The sequence below is a fragment of the Billgrantia campisalis genome, assembly GCF_022341425.1.
GTDB classification, from domain to species: Bacteria; Pseudomonadota; Gammaproteobacteria; order Pseudomonadales; family Halomonadaceae; genus Halomonas; species Halomonas campisalis.
Map to the genome: position 1 here is coordinate 36,802 of NZ_JABFUC010000015.1, position 18,938 is coordinate 55,739.

Consider the following 18,938-nt stretch of genomic DNA (forward strand, 5'->3'; position numbering starts at 1 on the left):
GTCTGGCATTCTAGAACGGAATTTTCGAAAATTAAGCGCATAGTTTCGCTGTTACTGTTCGAGGGAATCGAAAATGTCGCGAGTCACCCTGGCCCAATGGCAGATGCTTGCCGCGGTGGTCGACCACGGCGGCTTCGCTCGTGCCGCCGAGGCGGTTCACAAGAGCCCGTCGACGCTCAACCATGCGGTGCACAAGCTCGAGGAGCAGCTCGGCGTCAAGGTGCTGGAGCCGGTCGGCCGCCAGGTGCGCCTCACCGAGGCCGGCGAGATGCTGCTGCGCCGGGCGCGCCAGCTGATCGAGAGCGCCGAGGCGCTGGAGGATGTGGCCGGGCGGCTGGCCGAAGGGCTGGAGGCGGAAGTGGTGCTGGCCCTGGATCAAATCTTCCCCAGCGACGCCCTGGCCCTGGCGCTGGGGCGATTCTCGGCGGCCTTTCCCCATGTCCGCATCCAGCTGCACGAGACGGTGCTCAACGGCGGCATCGAGATGCTCTACGACGGGCGCGCCGACCTGGTGGCCTCGGGGCTCGCCGCCCAGGGGTTTCTGGGCGAGCCGCTGGTGACGGTCAATTTCATTGCCGTGGCGCACCCCGACCACCCGCTGCATGGGCTGGGGCGTCGGCTCGATCTGCGCGATCTACAGCGCTATCGCCAGCTGGTGGTGCGCGACTCGGCGCTGCGCCACTCGATGGATGCCGGCTGGCTCAAGGCCGAGCAGCGCTGGACCGTCAGCCACCTGGAGACGTCCCTGGACATGGTGCGCCGTGGCCTGGGCTTCGCCTGGCTGCCGGAGACCCGCATCCAGCCTGAGCTCGAGTCGGGCCAGTTGATTCCCCTGCCGCTCAGTGCCGGGGGCCTGCGCGAGGCGCCGATGCAGCTGATCTATCGCGACCGGGACCGGGCCGGTCCGGCGACCCATGCCATGGCGCAGGCGCTGCGTGAGGGGGTGGCCAGCGCCTGCCCGGGCAGCGACTGAGGCGTCATTCGATTTTTTCGAAGAAAATTCGGGAAAAACTGCGCTTGAGCGTCGATCGAATCGGCCTATTCTGGGAGGCAATCTACTCAGAACCGGAGGCACCATGGGCCTGTTGATCGACGGCAAGTGGCACGACCAGTGGTACGACACCGACAAGCACGGTGGCGAGTTCGTGCGCGAATCCGCCAAGCTGCGCGACTGGGTGACCCGCGACGGGGCCCCGGGGCCTGATGGCCAGCCGGGCCTGCCGGCCGAGGCCGATCGCTATCACCTCTATGTCTCCCTGGCCTGTCCCTGGGCGCATCGCACCCTGATCCTGCGCAAGCTCAAGGGGCTCGACGCGCTGATCGGCGTCTCCCACGTCAGCCCGCTGATGCTCGGCGAAGGCTGGAGCTATGACCGGGAAACGGGCTCCAGCGGCGACCCGGTCAACGGCGTGGCGTACCACCGCGAGCTGTATACCCTGACCGATCCGCGCTACACCGGGCGAGTGACCGTGCCGGTGCTGTGGGACAAGCAGCAGAAGCGCATCGTCAACAACGAGTCGGCGGAGCTGCTGCGCATGCTCAACGACGCCTTCGACGACCTGGCCGGCAATCGCCTCGATTTCTACCCGGCGGATCTGCGCGAGACCATCGATGCGGTCAATGCCGATGTCTATGAGCACATCAACAACGGCGTCTACAAGTCGGGCTTTGCGACACGTCAGGCGGTCTACGACAAGCACGTGGTGGCGCTCTTCGAGGCGCTGGAGCGCATGGAGGCGCGCCTGGCCGAGCGCCGCTACCTGGCCGGCGAGTGGCTCACCGAGGCCGACGTTCGGCTGTTCACCACCCTGATTCGCTTCGACGCCGTCTACCACGGCCACTTCAAGTGCAACCTGCGCCGCATCGAGGACTATCCGAACCTGTCGAACTACCTGCGCGAGCTCTTTCAGTGGCCGGGCGTCAAGGAGACGGTGGACTTCGCGCATATCAAGCGCCACTACTACTACAGCCACGACACCATCAATCCCACGCGTATCGTGCCGAGGGGCCCGCTGCTCGAGCTCGAGCGTCCCCACGACCGGGAGCGGCTGGCGGGGCAGGGGATTCGCGAGAAAGGGTGATCAGGGTCGAGGAGCGAGGTGAGAGGAGCAAGGAAACCCCTTGGTTTGCTCCTCTTGCATCCGCAAGCCTGTTTGTCGAACCTCGAACCTCGAACCTCGAACCTCGAACCTCGAACCTCGAACCTCGAACCTCGAACCTCGAACCTCGAACCTCGAACCTTACCGTTTCTTAGCCAACCACCTGTCGAGGGCATTGGCAAATTCGCGCCGGTCGGTGTCGCTATAGCCCTTGGGCCCGCCGGTGTGTTCGCCGCTGGCCCGCAGGGTCTCCATGAAATCCCTCATCTGTACCCGCGCCTTGATATTGCCCTTGTCGAGCATCTCGCCGCGGGTGGTCATGACCGCCGCGCCTTTTTCGATGGCCTCCAGGGCCAGCGGCAGGTCCGAGGTGAGCAGCAGGTCGCCGGCCTGAATCCGTTCGACGATCTCGTTGTCGGCGGCGTCGAAGCCATGGCTCACCGAGAGCGACTTCACCCACTTCGATGCCGGCAGCGGCACGCTGTGGTTGGCCACGAACCAGGTGGGCGTGGCGGTACGCTCGGCGGCTCGCACGATAATGTCACGCGCCACCTTGGGGCAGGCGTCGGCATCGACCCACAGGGTTGGCATTGGCAGGCTCCTCGATCAAGGGTGACATGGCCGTTAGCATTGAAAGTACTGGCCAGGGGGGAGCGCCGATGATAGCATGCGCCCTCCTCGCATGTGCTGACCCCGCCATCATGACGATTCGCCGGTGCTGACGTTGCCCGAGCCGAATCACCGAGACCTGCGGTCATCTACCGACAGTGTCCGAGATGTGAAGATGGAGCGCCATTAGATGCCGCCAACCGGCGACATCGGCGCAGAAAGGTCGCCTTAGCGGTTCGCAAGCCCCAGGGCGCGAACCGGATGCCAGGTGCGACCGGCGTCCCCGATACCGTGACTCGCTCTGCCCTTCGGCCGCTGATGGCCCTCGACAAGCGCAGCGCGCCCGACCGTTGTTGATTGCGTCGGGGATGCCTCAATGTGATTTGCCGGCCACTGCCGGCCTACCAAGGTGTGATTGATGACCTCGACTTCTGTCGCCTCGCCGAGCTTCGGCGATCTTGCTCTGCTGCCTGCCGTTCTCTCTGCCGTCGAGACCCTGGGCTACCAGACGCCTTCTCCGATTCAGATCCAGACCATTCCGGCGCTGCTGGAAGGTCGCGATATGCTCGGCCAGGCCCAGACCGGCACCGGCAAGACCGCGGCCTTCGCGCTGCCGATCCTGTCGCGTCTCGAGCTGACCCGTCGTGAGCCCCAGGTGCTGGTGCTGGCGCCGACCCGCGAGCTGGCCCAGCAGGTGGCCGTCTCCTTCAGCAAGTACGGCCAGAACCTCCAGGGCCTGGAAGTCGCCACCCTGTGCGGCGGCCAGGAGTACCGCGAGCAGCTCGGCGCGCTCAAGCGCGGCGCCCAGGTGGTGGTGGGCACCCCGGGCCGGGTCATCGATCACCTGGACCGCGGCAGCCTCAAGCTCGACGGGCTCTCCTCGCTGGTGCTCGACGAGGCCGACGAGATGCTGCGCATGGGCTTCATCGACGACGTCAAGCGCGTGGTGGCCGACACGCCCAAGGACGCCCAGCGGGTGTTCTTCTCCGCCACCCTGCCGACCGAGATCGAGCGCATCGTCAACCGCTATCTGGTCGACCCGGTGAAGGTGGCGATCGAGTCGCGCACCACCACCGGCGAGAACATCGAGCAGCGCCTGGTGCGCGTCGACGGCGGTGCCAAGCTGGAGGCGCTGTCGCGCATCCTCGAAGTCGAGGCGGTGGATGCCGCCATCGTCTTCGTGCGCACCCGGGCCGCCTGCACCACCCTGATGGAGCAGCTCTCCGCCCGCGGCGTCAACGTGGCGAGCCTCTCCGGCGACCTGGACCAGAGCCTGCGCGAGCGCACCATCACGCGCCTCAAGCGCGGCAAGGTCGACGTGCTGATCGCCACCGACGTGGCCGCCCGCGGCCTCGACGTGCCGCGCATCACCCACGTCTTCAACTACGACCTGCCCCAGGACAGCGAGGCCTACACCCACCGCATCGGCCGCACCGGCCGGGCCGGGCGTACCGGTATCTCGATCACCTTCGTCGGCTTCCGCGAGGGCCGCAAGGTGGGCTGGATCGAGCAGGCGACCGGTCAGAAGATGACCGAGATGGCGGTGCCCGACGAGGCGGCCATTCGCGCCCACCGCGACGAGGTGTTCCACCAGCGCGTCATCGCCGCCCTGACCGCCGGCGCCGAGGAGCAGCAGGCCCTGGTCGAGCGGCTGGTCGAGGAAGGCCATGACCCCATCGAGCTGGCCTGCGCCTTCGCCCGCCTGGCCCGCGCCGACGAGGCGCCGATCGGTCGCCTGCAGGCGCCGCGCAAGGAGTCTCGCAACGAGCGCGCACCCCGCGACGGCAAGCCGCCGCGTCGCGAGAGTCGCGGTCCGAGCGAAGGCATGACCCGCTACCGGGTGGCCGTGGGCCACAAGGACGGCGTCAAGCCGGGTCAGCTGGTCGGCGCCCTGGCCAATGAGGGCGGTATCGAAGGCGCGCGTATCGGCCGCATCGATATCCGCAACGCCTTCTCGGTAGTGGAGCTGCCCAGCTCGCTGCCGGCCAGCATCCTGGCCAAGATGGCTCGCGCCCGGGTCGCCGGCCGCCCGCTGGAGATCAGCGAAGACGGTGGCGCCCCCGAGCGTGCTCCGCGTCGTCGTCGTGACGACGGCGAGGCGCCGATTCGTCGCCGCAACAGCGCCTGAGTGTCGCCGGGCCCCAAGGCCCGGCACCGCACGTAAAAGCCCTGACACCGTCTGACGGTGTCGGGGCTTTTCGCTTGTTGGATCTTCATGGGGCCGCTCAGATAGGGGCCGCAGCGCACCGATGGCCCGGAGGACGGGTTGCGACGCTTTGCGCCGTGCGGTTCCGCATGCGCGCTGATTGTCTCACTCGGGGAGTGATACTATAGTGTCACTTGCAGGCCGACTCAGGCAGGGAGACCCCATGAAAGTTGAACTCGTTACAAACCTTAAGCGCCAAGCGACAAAGATTCTTGCCGAACTGCACGTGTCGAAAGAGCCAATACTGATCACGGAGCACGGTCAGCCCTCTGCTTATCTCGTTGATGTGCAGGATTTCGAGTTTATGCAGCGACGACTTGAGTTGCTTGAGGGGCTCTCCCGGGGAGAGCGTGCTGTACTTGAGGGCAGGACGTACAGTCAAAGTGAGGCCAGGGAGAAACTGAGTAAGTGGCTGAAGTAACCTGGACGGAGTCGGCCCTCCAGGATCTGGATGCTATCGCTGAGTACATCGCTCTGGATAATCCCGCAGCGGCAAGGCATCTGGTTGAGAAAGTGTTCGACAGGATAGGGCGCCTGGAGGAATTTCCGCAATCCGGGCGGATTCCTCCGGAGCTACCCAATTCCATTTACAGGGAAGTGGTGGTGCCGCCCTGTCGCATTTTTTACCGTGAAGATGAGAATCGAGTGCTTATTCTCTATGTGATGAGAGATGAGCGGCAGCTTCGCGCATACATGCTGGAAAACAGCTAAACCAGACGCGGCCCGTGGATGCCAATATCTCCGCTTCGCTGCGCCAGAGTCACCGGTGCGCTTCGGCGTTATATCAGGTCTTTCTGAACATCCGCTGCCGGCCCGGCAGCGGTCTCACGCCGTGATCGTGTCCGATCACTGCCCGGCGCCGATGGTCAGGCGCAGGGCCTGCAAGCCGTCCAGCTCCAGGCGCACTTCGTCCGAAAACACCGGGTGGCCGATGATGCGGATATCCAGGGTGGCCTCGGCGCCGCGGTAGTGGACGGTCGCCGAGACACGGCTGTCCGTGCTGGCGGGGGCCAGCAGGCCATAGTCGATGCGCTCCACCTCCAGCGCGGCGAGGCCGAGGGCCTCGAGCTGCCGTTCGATGGCCTGCTTGGCGGCGACACCGTAGTAAAAGTAGAGCCCGCCGTAGGCCAGGCCCGCGATCACGATCAGTGAGAAAAGACGGCCCATGGAGTCTCCCTGGCGGCTTGCCGTTTGTATCCTGCGTGTTGGAGGGTTATACCACAGGAGACGCCACCCGGAGGAAGCACTCATGAGTAACCTGATCAAGGACGCCTCGGCGTCATCATCGCTGGACTGTCCGGTGGTGGACGGCCGGCGCCAGATACAGCACGTGGCCGCGCGCGTGGCCGACGTGGGCGGTATCCCGATCCACCGGGTGCTGCCGTCTCGCCAGCGGCGCCTGGTGGGGGCCTGGTGCTTCCTCGACCATGCCGGGCCGGCGGTGTTCAAGGGCAACAGCGCCGGCATGCGCGTGGGGCCCCATCCCCATACCGGCCTGCAAACCTTCACCTGGATGATCGCCGGCGAGGTGCTGCATCGCGACAGCCTGGGCAGCGAGCAGGTGATCCGCCCGAGGCAGGTCAACCTGATGACCGCCGGCCGCGGCATCAGCCACACCGAGGAGTCGCGGCTGGAGGACCCGCAGCTGCATGCCGCCCAGCTGTGGATTGCACTTCCATACGCCCATCGCGATACCGCGCCGCGCTTCGATCACTACCCCGAGCTGCCGGTGTGGCGTGAGGGGAGTGCCACCCTGACGCTGCTGGTCGGTGACTTCGCTGGTCGCCAGGCCCCCACCCTGACCTTCTCGCCGCTGGTGGGGCTAGACCTGGACGCCGAGGACGATACCCGGCTCTCGCTGCCGCTGCGGCCCGAGTTCGAGTACGCCCTGCTGCCGCTGGAAGGGAAGCCGACCCTGGAGGGCGAAGCGCTTGCCACCGACGAGCTGGCCTATCTGGGCCGCGGCCGAGACACCCTCGAGCTGGCTCTGCCGGCGGGGGCCAGGCTGCTGCTGATCGGCGGCGAGCCGCTGGGCGAGGAGGTGCTGATCTGGTGGAACTTCGTCGGCCACAGCAAGGCCGAGATCGCCGAGGCGCAGCGCGAGTGGGAGGCCGGCAGCGAGCGCTTCGGCAGCGTTCCCGACTACGACGGCGAGCGCCTGATGCCGCCACCGCTGCCTTGGAAAGTATAGCGGCACGGCCGGCCGCCACGGTGCAGGGGGTGTCGTAACGAGGCGCTGGTGGGCCTCACCTGGGCGAGCAACTGCTGGTTCAGCCCGAACTTTAGTGGCAGGCTAAGTAGGTACTGAACCAGTCTGCCGGAAGCGCAGATGGCCCCAGATAACCAACGGCAGGGAAGGCGCATGCAGGAATATCCGGAACATGTGGGGAGCAGAAACTTCGGTTTCCTCTCCGGCCACGACCCGGTGTTTCTCGAGCTCGCCGTCGCCGCCGAGTGCGCCTTCGCCCATGATCCCAACACCACCCTGATCAAGCTGCGCCAACTCGGCGAAGCCATGGCTCAGGACATTGCCGCCCGTCTCGGCATCGAAGTGGACGAGCGTACCGGCCAGCGCGACCTGCTTTATCGTATCGACAGCTCGCTCGGGCTCGACCCCACGGTTCGAGAACTCTTCCATACCCTGCGCATCGAGGGCAACAAGGCCACCCATCAGTTCCGCACCCAGCACCGTGAAGCGATCCAGGGGCTCAAGGTCGCCCGCAGCTTGTCGGTGTGGTTCCACCGCGCCTTCGCCAATCCCGACTTCAAGGCAGGTGCCTTTACTCCTCCCGACGATCCCAGCCAGGAACTGCGTGAGCTTCAGGCTCAGATGGAGCGCCTGCGCGGCGAGCTGGCCACTGCCACCGAACAGGCCGACGCCCAACGCAAGTTGGCCGAGCTGGAGGCCCGTGAAAAGCAGGAGTACGCCGAGCTGGCCGAGGCCATGGACGAGGAGGCCCGCGCCTTGGCCGAGCAGTCGCGGGCCCAGCAGGCCGAACTCGAGCGACGCGAGCGGGAATTCCAGCGGCGCCTGGCGGAGCAGGCCAGTGAGGGGGCCGAGAGCGAGCCGCCCCAGGCGCTGCGCCAGCGGGTCGGGCAGGCCGATCGAGCGCTCAACGCCCAGCTAGGCCTGGACGAGGAGCTCACCCGCCTGCTGATCGACCAGCAGCTGCAGGAAGCCGGCTGGGAGGCCGATAGCCTCGAGCTGACCTGGAAGCGAGGGGTGCGCCCCGAGGCAGGTCGGTATCTGGCCATCGCCGAGTGGGAGTTACCCAACGGCCAGCGCGCCGACTATGTTCTGTTCCATGGGCTGACGCCCATCGGCGTGGTGGAGGCTAAGCGCCAGAATATCGATGTGGCCGGCAAGCTCGGCCAGGCGGAGCGCTACTCTCGCGGCTTCGACCGGCGCAGCTTTGCTAACGGCATCACCCCGGCGTGGGAGGCGGAGGGGCGCACCGTCGCCTGGCCCGACGATGCCGAGGGCCACTTCCACGTGCCCTTCGTGTTCTCCTGCAACGGCCGGCCCTACCTTCCTCAGCTCGCCGAGAAGTCCGGCATCTGGTTTCGCGACGTGCGCGAGCCCGGCAACCTGGCCCGGGCGCTTCCGCACTTCCACAGCCCCGAGGGGCTGCTCGACCGCCTCAAGCGCAGCCGCGCCCGGGCCGAGCATAAGCTGCGTGAGGAGGGCTTCGGCTACCTGCGCCTGCGCGACTACCAGGAAAATGCCATCCGCGCCGTGGAGGCCGCCCTGGAGGGAGGCGCCCCCCGTGTGCTGCTGGCCATGGCCACCGGCACCGGCAAGACCCGCACCATCATCGGCCTGATCTACCGCTTCCTGAAGACCGAGCGCTTCCGCCGCGTGCTCTTTCTGGTGGACCGTAACGCCTTGGGCCAGCAGGCCCAGGATGCCTTCGACGAGGCGCCGCTGGAGCAGAACCACACCCTCTCCCAGATCTACAACATCGCCACCCTGGGCGACATGACCGCCGAGGCCGAGACCCGGGTGCAGGTCGCCACGGTGCAGGCCATGGCGCGGCGACTCTTCATGGCCGACGACCCGCCGCCGGTGGACGCCTACGACTGCATCATCGTCGACGAGGCCCATCGCGGCTACACCCTGGACCAGGAGATGACCGAGGGAGAGCTGGCCACCCGCGACGCTGGCCAGTACCTTTCCCGCTATCGCCGCGTGCTTGAGCACTTCGATGCCGTGCGCATCGGGCTCACCGCTACCCCGGCCAAGCACACCAGCGAGATCTTCGGCCGGCCGGTGTTCACCTACTCCTACCGCGAGGCGGTGGCCGACGACTGGCTGATCGATCACGAACCGCCGATCCGCTACGAGACCCTGCTCAGCCAAAAGGGCATCCACTTCGAGAAGGGCGAGGCGGTCAGCCTGATCGATTCGCGCACCGGCGAAGTGGAGAGCGCCGAGCTGGAGGATGAGCTCGACTTCGAGATCGAGGCCTTCAACCGGCGGGTGATTGCGCCGGAGTTCAACCGGGTGATCTGCGAGCAGCTGGCCCGGGAGCTCGACCCCTTCGGCGAGGAGAAGTCGCTGATCTTCTGCGCTACCGACCTGCACGCCGACATGGTCAAGCGGCTGCTCGATGAGGCCTTCCACGCCCATTATGGCGAAGCCTACCGCCAGGCGGCGGTGGCCAAGATCACCGGCAAGGCGGACAAGGTCGACGACCTGATCCGCCGCTACAAGAACGACAAGTACCCCAACATCGCCATCACCGTGGACCTGCTCACCACCGGCATCGACGTGCCGCGCATCTGCCACCTGGTGTTCCTGCGCCGAGTGAAGTCACGCATCCTCTATGAGCAGATGATCGGCCGTGCCACCCGCCGCTGCGACGGGATCGGCAAGACGGTGTTCACCATCTACGACCCGGTGGACCTCTACGCCGCCCTGGCCGAGGTCAACACCATGCAGCCGCTGGTCAAGGACCCCGGCGTCACCCTGGAGCAGCTGCACGAGGAACTCAGCGACCCCGAGCAGCTGGCACGCGCCCTGGAGGCTCCCGGCCAGGCGGCGGGGGAGAGCCACGCCGACGACGTTCTCGACCAGTACAGCCAGATGCTGATGCGGGTGATGCGCAAGGCCACCAAGCGTGCCGAAGGGCGCGACGACCTGCGCCAGCAGCTGGATTCGCTGGAGCAAAGCTGGGGCGTGGCGCCGGATAAGCTTCACCAGCACCTGCGGGAGCTCGGTCCCCAGGCGGCGGCCACCTTCCTGCACCAGCACGCAGGCTTGCTCGACCAGGTGGCCGAGGTGAAGGCGCTGCTCGGCAGCGAACGCATGCCGCTGATCTACGAAGGAGCCGATGAGTTCAAGAAGCGTACCCAGGATTACGGCGTGCACGAGAAGCCCGCCGACTACCTGGAGAGCTTCGAGGTCTTCATTCTCGAGCGGCTCAACGACTCGGTGGCGCTGGGCGTGGTAGTCAACCGCCCCCGGGACCTGACCCGTGAGACCCTCAAGGAGGTGCGACTGCTGCTCGACGGCGCCGGCTACAGCGAGGCGCGGCTGGAGAGCGCCTGGCGCAACGCCACCAATCAGGAGATCGCCGCCAGCATCGTCGGCCATATCCGTCGCGCCGCCCTGGGCGAGGCGCTGGTGCCCTTCGAGCAGCGGGTGCGCGACGCCATGCAGCGCATCTACGCCCTGCACGGCTGGACCCCCGCCCAGCGCAAGTGGCTCGACCGCCTAGCCAAGCAGCTCACCCACGAGGTAGTGCTCGACCGAGAGCTTATCAATCGCAGCTTCTCGACCCATGGGGGATTCAAACGCCTGGATATCGTGCTCGGCCACCACCTCGACGAGGTGCTCGAAGCCCTCAACGACGCCCTCTGGGAAGCAAGCTGATGTCCCATGTCGGACCCGGATATGTCCACGCCATCGACCCATCGCCGCGACGTGTTTACGAAACGCGATTTTTTCGACAGGTCCCGTGGACATGTCGACGGCATCGACATGATGGCCGCTGCGGAGAGGCGTGAAGTTAAAATAGCGGCAGGCCTTATTTTAATTTCAGGCGTAACTTAAAATAAGGCGCGACGCTATTTTACCCAGGCCCGCTTTCGAGCGGTGAGGTGGAGCCCCAATGGAACGCGGACTCACAGGCCACTACGTGGACAGCATCGCCGGAGGCGTGCGCTGTCAGGCGTTCATCCCCGACCCGCTGCCGCCCCGGCCGGCGCTTGTGCTCGACGGCAAGCTGCAGAGCCGCATCAACCAGGCGATGCTGGCGCTGGGTCGTCTAGACGCCATCAGCACCCTGCTGCCCGATGCCTCACTCTTCCTCTACAGCTATGTGCGCAAGGAAGCCGTCATGTCGTCCCAGATCGAGGGCACCCAGTCCTCGCTCAGCGACCTGATGCTTTATGAGATGGAGGGCATGCCGGGAGTTCCCATGGACGACGTACAGGAAGTCTCCTGCTACGTGAATGCGCTCATGCTGGGGGTGCAGCGTATCCGCGAGGGCTTCCCCATCAGCTATCGCCTGGCGATGGAGATGCACACGGCGCTGATGACCTCCGGGCGCGGCATCAACCGTGGACCGGGCGAGTTTCGCAGCAATCAGGTGTGGCTGGGTGGCCATCGTCCGGACGAGGCGGTCTTCGTGCCGCCCCCGCCTCACCATCTGGCAGAGTGCTGGGCGGCGCTGGAGCGCTTCATCAACGATATACCCGAGGCCACCGATCCGCTGATCAAGGCCGCCCTGACCCATGTGCAGTTCGAGACCATCCACCCCTTCATGGATGGCAACGGACGCCTTGGGCGCCTGCTCATTCCGCTGATCCTGGTGGAGGCCGGTATCCTCCACGAGCCCTTGCTCTACCTGTCGGTGTTCTTCAAGAAGCATCGCCAGACCTACTACGAGCGCCTGCAGCAGGTGAGGGTGACCGGTGACTGGGAGGCCTGGCTGCTGTTCTTCGTGGACGCCGTGGCCGACACCGCCAACCAGGCAGTGTCCACGGCCCGGCGGCTCAACCAGCTGCGCGAGCAGGACAGGGCGCGCCTCGGCGAGTTGGGACGCCAGGCCGGCTCGGCGGGGCTGCTGCTGGATGCGCTCTTCCAGCAGCCCATCGCCAATGTCGCCCACCTCTGTGAACATACGGGATTGACGCCGGCCACCGTCGGTCGTGTGCTGCCCTCCCTCGAGGAGACGCTCGGCATCGTCCACGAGGTCACCGGGCAGAAGCGCAACCGGATCTACGCCTACCGGACCTACATCGACATTCTCAATCAGGACACCCCATGACCCAGAATGACATCGTCCAGAAGTTGTGGAGCCTCTGCGACGTGCTGCGCGACGACGGCATCAACTACTCCGACTACGTCACCGAGCTGGTGCTGCTGCTGTTCATCAAGATGGAGTACGAGAACACCCAGGCCGGGCTGCTCAACGCTCATGCCTTGCCGGAATGGGCTCGCTGGCCGCAGCTGACGAGCCGCTCCGGGCTTGCACTGCTCAACTACTACAGGCAGATGCTGCTGGACCTCACCAAGAGCGATGACCCACTGATCGCCGCCATCTATGCCGACGCCCAGACTCGTCTGCGCGAGCCGCGCCACCTGGAGCAGTTGATCCGCGATCTCGATAGGATCGACTGGTTCAGCGCCCAGCGCGACGGCCTGGGCGATCTCTACGAGGGCCTGTTGGAGAAGAACGCCAACGAGACCAAGTCCGGCGCCGGCCAGTATTTCACACCCCGCGCGCTGATCAACGCCATGGTGCGCTGTATTCGCCCCAGGCCGCGTGAAATCATCCAGGACCCCGCCGCCGGTACCGCGGGCTTCTTGATCGCCGCCGATGCCTACATCAAGCAGCAGACCGACGAACTCTTCGATCTCGATACCAAGGCCCAGGCCTTCCAGAGACTCAAGGCCTTCACCGGCATCGAGCTCGTTCCCGGCACCCGCCGCCTGGCGTTGATGAACTGCCTGCTGCACGGCATGGAGGGTGACGACGAGGGCGTGGTGCACCTGGGCAACGCCCTGGGCGAGGCCGGCAAGGCGCTGCCCCGCGCCGACGTGGTGCTTGCCAATCCGCCCTTCGGCACCGCCAAGGGCGGCGAGGCCAGCATCACCCGCGACGATCTCACCTACCGCACCAGCAACAAGCAGCTGGCTTTCCTGCAGCATATTTACCGCGGACTCAAGCCCGGCGGCCGCGCCGCCGTGGTGCTACCCGACAACGTGCTGTTCGAGGCCGGTGTGGGCACTGAGATCCGCCGCGACCTGATGGAAAAGTGCCACCTGCACACCCTGCTGCGCCTGCCCACCGGTATCTTCTATGCTCAGGGCGTGAAGACCAACGTGCTGTTCTTCACCTGCGGCACCGCCGAGAATCCGAACCAGGACGAGGGCTGCACCGATAGCGTCTGGGTCTACGACCTGCGCACCAATATGCCGAGCTTCGGCAAGCGCACCCCCTTTACCGAGGCCCACCTGGCCCCCTTCGAACAGTGCTACAACCCGGCGGGCAGCGACGCCCTGGCCGAGCAGCTCGCCGCCCGTAAAGAGGGTGAGTGGAGCTTCGGTGCCGAGCAGATCGAAACCGACCGCGCCGCCGCTGCCGATGATGCCAACGCTGGGGTGGCCGTCGTTATGGAAAAGCGGCTGCAGACCTCCCGCTGGCGCCGATTCAGCCGCGAGTGGATACGCGATACCAAGGGCGACTCCCTTGATATCACTTGGCTCAAGGACGCCGACAGCCTGGCCGCCGAGAACCTGCCCGAGCCCGATGTGCTCGCCGCCGAGGCGATGAGCGAGCTGACCGAAGCCCTGCGCGAACTCGACGGCTTGATGGCCGCCCTCGGCAGCCAGGACGAAGCCGCCGCCCAGAAGCGGTTGCTGGCCGAGGCGTTGGGGCTGGAAGATGACGCTGGTAACGATGAGGTGAGGGCATGAGCGAGCGGGTATTGCCGGAGGGGTGGATAAAACTTCCCTTTTTGGAGACTTGCCAGCAGGTTTCTGTCACTGGTAAGAAATTGAAAGCATCTGCATATCAGGATGATGGTCAGTACAGAGTGGTTGACCAAGGCCAAGAAGCGGTTTCAGGCTTTAGCGATAATGAAGCAATGGTTGTCGATGTAGATGCTCCTGTCATAGTTTTTGGTGACCATACTAGAATTGTTAAATGGGTACCATGGAGCTTTGTGCCTGGGGCGGATGGAATAAAAGTTCTCTCGCCATTTGAGGGCTTGTATCCTAGGTTTTTTTATTACCAGCTGTCAGCAATAGAGCTTCCCGACAAAGGGTACTCTAGGCACTTTAAATTTCTCAAAGAGTGTGATGTGCTGCTTCCGCCATTGTCAGAGCAGAAAGTCATCGCCGATAAGCTGGATGAGTTGCTGGCTCAGGCCAATAATCTGAAATCCCGCCTGGAGGCCATTCCCGCTATCCTCAAGCGGTTTCGGCAGTCCGTGCTGGCGGCGGCGGTGAGTGGCGATCTTTATAGTTTCGATGACGCTGAGTATTGGCAGGATGCGAGTATTGGTGACTTGGCATCTTTGGTTACCAGTGGGTCTCGAGGATGGTCGAAATATTATGCAAGCTGCGGAGACATTTTTGTAAGGGCTCAGAATATAAAAAATGACATTCTCGATCTTGAGGATGTGGCTTATGTGGTGCTTCCTGAAAAGGCCGAGGGAACTCGTACCAAAATTGAAGACGGTGACTTTCTGATAACCATAACTGGGGCAAACGTAACGAAGTGTGCTTCAGTGAGTGGAAATATTGGCGCTGCGTTTGTAAGCCAGCATGTTGGTTTGGTCAGGTGGAAAGATAGAAGTGTTGCACCTTATCTTGAGCTATTTCTCAAAGCAGAGAGTCATGGAAGAAAACAGCTTTTGGATATGGCCTATGGTGGGGGAAAACCTGGGTTGAATCTCAAGAATATCCGCGACGTCTCTTTAAGGTTGCCTAGTGTCGAAGAGCAAAAAGAAATCGTCCGTCGTGTCGACCAGTTCTTCGCCTTTGCCGACCAGATCGAGCAGCAGGTCAAGAACGCCCAGACCTGCGTCAACAAGCTGACCCAGTCCATCCTCGCCAAGGCCTTCCGCGGCGAACTCACCGCCGAATGGCGCGCTGCCAATCCCGAGTTGATCAGTGGAGAGCTCTCGGCCAGGGCGCTACTGGAACGGATCAAGGCTGAGAAGGCCAAGCAGAAGCCGGCGGGGAAGGGGCGTGGTAGAAAACCTAGGCAAGCAAGTGTGACGGTATAGAAAAAGTCGAGGCTGGATGCGATAAGCATAGAGCATAATCTATCAGATGACGCATAAACCAAGGGGGCGGTGATGGCTGATTTCGGAGAGCTGAAGAGGAAAGGCTTGAGGGAAATATGGCAGCATGAGGCCACCGCCTTTACGCCTTGGCTGGCAAGGAATATAGACGCTTTGGGTGATGCGCTGGGGATGGAGTTGGAGCTGGCGGGGGAAGAGGTCGCGGTGGGTGATTTTTCGCTGGACCTTTTGGCCAATGACCTTGGGACAGGTGGCAAGGTGATCATTGAGAACCAGCTGACGCCTTCGGATCATGATCACTTGGGTAAGCTCATCACTTATGCAGCAGGTTTTGGAGCAGAAAAGGTCATTTGGCTTGCTGAAACTCTTCGTGAGGAGCATCGTCAGGCGCTGGAGTGGCTCAATCAGCGAACTGATGAGGAGACTCAGTTCTTTGCTGTTACCGTTGAGGTGTTGCAGATAGATAACTCAAGGCCTGCCTATGATTTTAAAGCTCTGGTGTTGCCTAATGAGTGGCAAAAGACCGCCAAGCGGAGGAGAAACGCTCCGAGTAGTGATAAAGGTGATAGGTATCGCGAGTTCTACCAGCGCTTGATTGATGAGCTGAGGGAAAAGCATTATTTTACCGGAGCTCGCATTGGGCAGCCGCAAAATTGGTACTCCTTTTCGTCAGGCCACACGGGGATTCGCTATGGGCTTGTCTTTACCCAGGGCAACAAGGTGAGAGTGGAGCTCTATATTGATCTTGGGGATGTCGAGAAAAATCAACGGGTCTTCGACTATCTGGAGCAGAGAAAGCCTGAAGTTGAAAATGATTACGGTGCTCCGCTTTCTTGGGAGAAGATGGATAATCGGCGTGCTTCAAGGATCGCCATTTATTGTGAAGGGTCGATCCAGGATGACGGTGAAACTCTGGATGATATCCGCGAGTGGTCCGTGGAAGAGTTGCTCAGGATGAAGCGGGTTTTTTCCGAAAGAGTCAGATCGGCTGTTCGCCTGCTGTAATCAGCGCGAAAGCTTTGGAGAGAGCCATGCCCAATCGCTCCGCCCTGCTGCTCCACTACAAACTGCCCGTGGTGCAGAGGATCTACGACGCCGCTCCCAGCCGAGTAGTAGGGTAATAACCGCTGAAGAGGCCGATCGCGACCGCACCGTCTACCGATCATCGTGTCGGTGCGGCGTCAGCGGTGGGGCGTCGTCTCTAGCCAGGCGGCCACCCGCTTGGCGAAGGTCGCCAGCAGCGAGCCGGCCTCGGGGGTGGCGGCCACGCCTTCGATCAGGGCCTCCGGGTCCTGGCCCTGGTCGCGCAGAGCGTCGACCTGGCGGGCCAGGTAGGCGCGCATGACCGGGGCGGTGAACTCCGGGTGGAACTGTACGCTCCACTGGCGCGGGCCGTAGCGCAGCGCCTGGTGAGCGTCGTGGGCGTTGCGGGCCAGGACCACGGCGTCCGCCGGGGCCTGGAGCACCGACTGGGCGTGGGTCAACTGGGCCGGGAAGCGCTCAGGCAGCGCGCCGAGCAGGGCGTCTTCGCGGCCGGCCTCGGTCAGCGTCACCGGGTGGGTGCCGGACTCCCGGCGGGCGGGGTGAAAGTCGCTCATCCCGCCGTAAGCCGCCGCCATCAGCTGATGGCCGTAGCACACCCCCAGCATCGGCAGGTTGCGTTCCCGGGCCTCGATCAGCCAGGGCTTGAGCGCCTCGCTCCACGGCTCGGCATGGCTGACCATGCTGTGGGAGCCGGTGATATAGAGGCCGTCGATCTCGGCCAGGTCGGGCAGCGGTTCGCGCCGGGCGTCGAATACCCTCGCCGCGAACCCGGCGCCGGCCAGGGCCTGTTGGAACAGCGCCTCGAAGTCGCCGTGGGTCTCCACCACCTCGGGGAAGGCGTCGCCGGTCTTGACGATCAGTAGTCGGGGCATGGGGATATTCTCTTCCTGGATCACGGTGCCTGTGTCACCCGGTGCGGCACAGCCGCTCGCCCAGCGCGGCCATGAAGCGGACTCCGGCCTCGAGCTGCTCGCGCTCGATGTATTCGTCGGGCTGGTGGGCCTGGGCGATGCTGCCCGGACCGCAGATCACCGTGGGCAGCCCCTGGCGCTGGAACTGGCCGGCCTCGGTGGCGTAGGCCACCGCGCCCGAGGGGCGCTCGCCGAGCAGGTCGCGGCACAGCGCGAGCACCTCGGCGTTATTGTCGTCGGCCAGCGCGGGCACGGTGTCGTTGAGCGCCTCGGTGACGATGGAGGCCTCGGGTGCGCGCCGGCGCATCTCGGTTTCCAACGCCTGGGCGTAGGCATCGACCCGGCCGATCAGCTCCTCGAAGCGGTCGCTGGGCAGGTGGCGGATCTCCCACTCGAAGGTGCACTCCCGGGCCATGATGTTGATGGCCGTGCCGCCGCTGATCTTGCCCACGTGCAGGCTCGAATGCACCACGTTGAAGGCCTCGTCGACGCGCCCCTCGGCCTGGAGTTCGGCCATGACGTCTTCGATCTTCGTCACCAGCCGGGCGGCCACGTGGATCGCCGAGACCCCCTGGTTGACCTGGCTGGAGTGGCTGGCGCGGCCGGTGACGGTGGTGCGCAGGTTGGTGGCGCCCTTGTGGGCCACCACTGGGTGCATGAGCGTCGGCTCGCCGACGATCACCGCCGCGGGGCGCGGATGCTCGGCCATCAACTTCTCGATCATGCGCGGCGCGCCGATGCAGCCGACTTCCTCGTCGTAGGAGAGCGCCAGCCAGATGGGCTTGTTCAACTCAAGGGTCACCCAGCGCGGCAGCTCGGCCAGGGCGCAGGCGATGAAGCCCTTCATGTCGCAGCTGCCGCGGCCGTAGAGACGGCCGTCGCCCTTGTCGACCAGGCTGAAAGGGTCAGTGGACCAGGGCTGGCCATCCACCGGGACCACGTCGGTATGCCCGGAGAGCACCACGCCGCCCGCCACGTCCGGGCCGATGCGTGCCAGCAGGTTGGCCTTTTTGCCGTCGTCGCTCTCCACCCGCCAGTGGGGAACGCCGTGCTCATCGAGCAGGCCCTCCACGAAGGCGATCAGATCCAGGTTGGAATCCCGGGAGACGGTGGCAAAGCCCACCAGGCGGTCGAGCATCTCGGCGGCGGTCATGGCGCGCTCCTTGTGAACGGTGAGGGAAGCCTACCACGGCTGCCGGGCGGGCCGAAGAGGGACGGGGCGGGGGCTAACACACCGGGCCGGGGAGAACGCAGCCCCGGCGCTCTCGGTCCAAACTAGGAGGGCAAGGCCCACTCGTAGACTAGGGAGATACGTCCATGAGCTATGTCGATGGCTTCATTATTCCGGTACCGCTCGAGCGGCTGGATGACTATCTGCGCTTCACGCGCCATGCCGGCGAGGTATGGAAGGAGTACGGTGCCCTGGAGTACGTCGAGTGCGTGGCCGATGATCTCAAGTCGGGAGAGGACGCTTCCTTCGCGCAGAGCGTCAGGCTCGAACCCGGTGAAACGGTGATCTTCGCCTGGGTGCGCTACGCTTCTCGGCAGGAGCGCGACCGTATCCTGGCGCAGGTGATGGATGATCCGCGGCTGGCCGACACGCTGGACCGGGCGAATCTGCCCTTCGATGCCAGGCGGCTATTCTGGGGCGGCTTTCGGGAACGCATTCGGCTGTGAGGCCTCCATAAGATTACATTCATAAAATCAGGCTATCGCTTCGGTGAGGAAAAATAACTCCATCCCAGGGTGTGCAGTTGCTATACCTTGGCTCAACCACTCGCGACGTTACGACCGCTGCCGGGTGACAGG

The 18,938-nt window shown here is 64.3% G+C and carries 16 protein-coding genes; 12 read left to right on the top strand and 4 right to left on the bottom strand.

All coding sequences use genetic code 11. The features are described from left to right. The first annotated feature begins 73 nt into the window (after positions 1–73). Complete coding sequence (locus HOP52_RS16340; protein ID WP_238978476.1) at positions 74–973, top strand: LysR family transcriptional regulator; 900 nt, start codon at positions 74–76, stop codon at positions 971–973. Positions 974–1,076: 103 nt separating this feature from the next. Then, a complete protein-coding gene (locus HOP52_RS16345) occupies positions 1,077–2,081 on the top strand; it encodes a glutathione S-transferase family protein (protein WP_238978477.1) in 1,005 nt (334 codons plus the stop codon). Between the two features lie 159 nt (positions 2,082–2,240). Here HOP52_RS16345 and HOP52_RS16350 read toward each other — a convergent pair whose 3' ends face one another. Then, a complete protein-coding gene (locus HOP52_RS16350) occupies positions 2,241–2,690 on the bottom strand; it encodes a YaiI/YqxD family protein (RefSeq protein WP_238978478.1) in 450 nt (149 codons plus the stop codon). Between the two features lie 436 nt (positions 2,691–3,126). Here HOP52_RS16350 and HOP52_RS16355 point away from each other — a divergent pair, with 436 nt between their 5' ends. The 3 genes from HOP52_RS16355 to HOP52_RS16365 all read left to right on the top strand — a co-directional run bounded on the left by HOP52_RS16355 (position 3,127) and on the right by HOP52_RS16365 (position 5,625). Continuing rightward, positions 3,127–4,836, top strand: a complete 1,710-nt coding sequence (locus HOP52_RS16355) for a DEAD/DEAH box helicase (protein WP_238978479.1) — start codon at positions 3,127–3,129, stop codon at positions 4,834–4,836. 241 nt (positions 4,837–5,077) lie between these two features. Beyond that, positions 5,078–5,335, top strand: a complete 258-nt coding sequence (locus HOP52_RS16360) for a type II toxin-antitoxin system Phd/YefM family antitoxin (RefSeq protein ID WP_238978480.1) — start codon at positions 5,078–5,080, stop codon at positions 5,333–5,335. Next, the gene (locus tag HOP52_RS16365) at positions 5,323–5,625 is read left to right on the top strand and encodes a type II toxin-antitoxin system RelE/ParE family toxin (protein WP_238978481.1); all 303 of its coding nucleotides are present in this window, start codon (positions 5,323–5,325) and stop codon (positions 5,623–5,625) included. Before HOP52_RS16360 ends, HOP52_RS16365 begins: the two co-directional genes overlap by 13 nt. 135 nt (positions 5,626–5,760) lie before the next feature. Here the strand turns inward: HOP52_RS16365 and HOP52_RS16370 are convergent, their stop codons facing one another. Further along, positions 5,761–6,081, bottom strand: coding sequence for a hypothetical protein (locus HOP52_RS16370; protein ID WP_238978482.1), 321 nt, complete (start codon positions 6,079–6,081; stop codon positions 5,761–5,763). 82 nt (positions 6,082–6,163) lie between these two features. Between HOP52_RS16370 and HOP52_RS16375 the strand changes: the two genes are divergently transcribed. The 6 genes from HOP52_RS16375 (at position 6,164) to HOP52_RS16400 (ending at position 16,179) form a co-directional block, all read left to right on the top strand. Continuing rightward, complete coding sequence (locus HOP52_RS16375; protein ID WP_238978483.1) at positions 6,164–7,105, top strand: pirin family protein; 942 nt, start codon at positions 6,164–6,166, stop codon at positions 7,103–7,105. Positions 7,106–7,276: 171 nt separating this feature from the next. Beyond that, entirely contained in the window at positions 7,277–10,789 is a 3,513-nt protein-coding gene (gene hsdR / locus HOP52_RS16380) for a type I restriction-modification system endonuclease (RefSeq protein ID WP_238978484.1), read from the top strand. Between the two features lie 238 nt (positions 10,790–11,027). Next, the gene (locus HOP52_RS16385) at positions 11,028–12,188 is read left to right on the top strand and encodes a Fic family protein (protein WP_238978485.1); all 1,161 of its coding nucleotides are present in this window, start codon (positions 11,028–11,030) and stop codon (positions 12,186–12,188) included. Next, entirely contained in the window at positions 12,185–13,840 is a 1,656-nt protein-coding gene (locus HOP52_RS16390) for a class I SAM-dependent DNA methyltransferase (protein WP_238978486.1), read from the top strand. Before HOP52_RS16385 ends, HOP52_RS16390 begins: the two co-directional genes overlap by 4 nt. Beyond that, a complete protein-coding gene (locus HOP52_RS16395; protein WP_238978487.1) occupies positions 13,837–15,156 on the top strand; it encodes a restriction endonuclease subunit S in 1,320 nt (439 codons plus the stop codon). Before HOP52_RS16390 ends, HOP52_RS16395 begins: the two co-directional genes overlap by 4 nt. 72 nt (positions 15,157–15,228) lie before the next feature. Beyond that, a complete protein-coding gene (locus HOP52_RS16400; RefSeq protein WP_238978488.1) occupies positions 15,229–16,179 on the top strand; it encodes a DUF4268 domain-containing protein in 951 nt (316 codons plus the stop codon). 176 nt (positions 16,180–16,355) lie between these two features. Here the strand turns inward: HOP52_RS16400 and HOP52_RS16405 are convergent, their stop codons facing one another. Continuing rightward, positions 16,356–17,090, bottom strand: a complete 735-nt coding sequence (locus tag HOP52_RS16405; protein WP_238978489.1) for a glutamine amidotransferase — start codon at positions 17,088–17,090, stop codon at positions 16,356–16,358. A 34-nt stretch (positions 17,091–17,124) separates the two neighbouring features. Beyond that, on the bottom strand, positions 17,125–18,282 hold the full coding sequence (gene argE / locus HOP52_RS16410; RefSeq protein ID WP_238978490.1) for an acetylornithine deacetylase: 1,158 nt from the start codon (positions 18,280–18,282) through the stop codon (positions 17,125–17,127). A 164-nt stretch (positions 18,283–18,446) separates the two neighbouring features. Here argE and HOP52_RS16415 point away from each other — a divergent pair, with 164 nt between their 5' ends. After that, positions 18,447–18,806, top strand: a complete 360-nt coding sequence (locus HOP52_RS16415) for a DUF1428 domain-containing protein (RefSeq protein WP_238978491.1) — start codon at positions 18,447–18,449, stop codon at positions 18,804–18,806. The last annotated feature ends 132 nt before the right edge of the window (positions 18,807–18,938 follow it).

Excerpts from the sequence above, each read along its gene's own strand:
- HOP52_RS16340 (WP_238978476.1), top strand. The coding sequence starts at position 74 with ATGTCGCGAGTCACCCTGGCCCAATGGCAGATGCTTGCCGCGGTGGTC.
- HOP52_RS16345 (WP_238978477.1), top strand. The coding sequence starts at position 1,077 with ATGGGCCTGTTGATCGACGGCAAGTGGCACGACCAGTGGTACGACACC.
- HOP52_RS16350 (WP_238978478.1), bottom strand. The coding sequence starts at position 2,690 with ATGCCAACCCTGTGGGTCGATGCCGACGCCTGCCCCAAGGTGGCGCGT.
- HOP52_RS16355 (WP_238978479.1), top strand. The coding sequence starts at position 3,127 with ATGACCTCGACTTCTGTCGCCTCGCCGAGCTTCGGCGATCTTGCTCTG.
- HOP52_RS16360 (WP_238978480.1), top strand. The coding sequence starts at position 5,078 with ATGAAAGTTGAACTCGTTACAAACCTTAAGCGCCAAGCGACAAAGATT.
- HOP52_RS16370 (WP_238978482.1), bottom strand. The coding sequence starts at position 6,081 with ATGGGCCGTCTTTTCTCACTGATCGTGATCGCGGGCCTGGCCTACGGC.
- HOP52_RS16375 (WP_238978483.1), top strand. The coding sequence starts at position 6,164 with ATGAGTAACCTGATCAAGGACGCCTCGGCGTCATCATCGCTGGACTGT.
- hsdR (WP_238978484.1), top strand. The coding sequence starts at position 7,277 with ATGCAGGAATATCCGGAACATGTGGGGAGCAGAAACTTCGGTTTCCTC.
- HOP52_RS16385 (WP_238978485.1), top strand. The coding sequence starts at position 11,028 with ATGGAACGCGGACTCACAGGCCACTACGTGGACAGCATCGCCGGAGGC.
- HOP52_RS16390 (WP_238978486.1), top strand. The coding sequence starts at position 12,185 with ATGACCCAGAATGACATCGTCCAGAAGTTGTGGAGCCTCTGCGACGTG.
- HOP52_RS16395 (WP_238978487.1), top strand. The coding sequence starts at position 13,837 with ATGAGCGAGCGGGTATTGCCGGAGGGGTGGATAAAACTTCCCTTTTTG.
- HOP52_RS16400 (WP_238978488.1), top strand. The coding sequence starts at position 15,229 with ATGGCTGATTTCGGAGAGCTGAAGAGGAAAGGCTTGAGGGAAATATGG.
- HOP52_RS16405 (WP_238978489.1), bottom strand. The coding sequence starts at position 17,090 with ATGCCCCGACTACTGATCGTCAAGACCGGCGACGCCTTCCCCGAGGTG.
- argE (WP_238978490.1), bottom strand. The coding sequence starts at position 18,282 with ATGACCGCCGCCGAGATGCTCGACCGCCTGGTGGGCTTTGCCACCGTC.
- HOP52_RS16415 (WP_238978491.1), top strand. The coding sequence starts at position 18,447 with ATGAGCTATGTCGATGGCTTCATTATTCCGGTACCGCTCGAGCGGCTG.